Genomic DNA, 490 nt, shown 5'->3' on the forward strand with positions numbered 1-490 from the left:
GTCTACGGCGGGATGACGGAGGGCGCGGCCGAGCTGGTCGGCGACAACGCGCAGGCCCGCGCGGTGGTCGAGCGGATGGGCGGGGAGGCCGGGCTGACGGACGCGTTCGTGTCGGCGATGGTCGGGATGCTCGGGATGATCGCGGCGCTGTACGTGGTGGCGTCGGTGCTGCGTCTCGGCGGGGAGGAGACGTCCGGGAGGGCGGAGCCGGTGCTCGCGGGGGCGGTGGGGCGGCTGCGGTGGGCCGCGGGGCACCTGGTGATCGCCTTCGGTGGCGTGGTCGTCGTGATGCTGTGTGCGGGGGTCGGGTTCGCGGTGGGGTACGGGGAGGACGTCTGGGTGATTCTGGGGGCGTGTCTCGTGCAGGTGCCCGCGGTGTGGGTGGTCGGTGGGGTGGCGGTGCTGTTGCACGGGGTGCTGCCGCGGGGGGCGGTGGCGGCGTGGGGGGTTGCCGGGGCGGTGCTGTTGCTGGGGTGGGTCGGGGCGGCGG

Annotated in this window: 1 protein-coding gene; it reads left to right on the forward strand. The window is 75.5% G+C overall.

Annotated elements, in window-relative coordinates; translation table 11 throughout:
* The coding region (locus GTW67_RS20250; protein ID WP_524539801.1) for an efflux permease Rv1217c-related protein at positions 1-490 on the forward strand (490 nt) is incomplete at both ends.

Source organism: Streptomyces sp. SID5910, from assembly GCF_009862125.1.
In the GTDB taxonomy this organism is placed as follows: Bacteria; Actinomycetota; Actinomycetes; order Streptomycetales; family Streptomycetaceae; genus Streptomyces.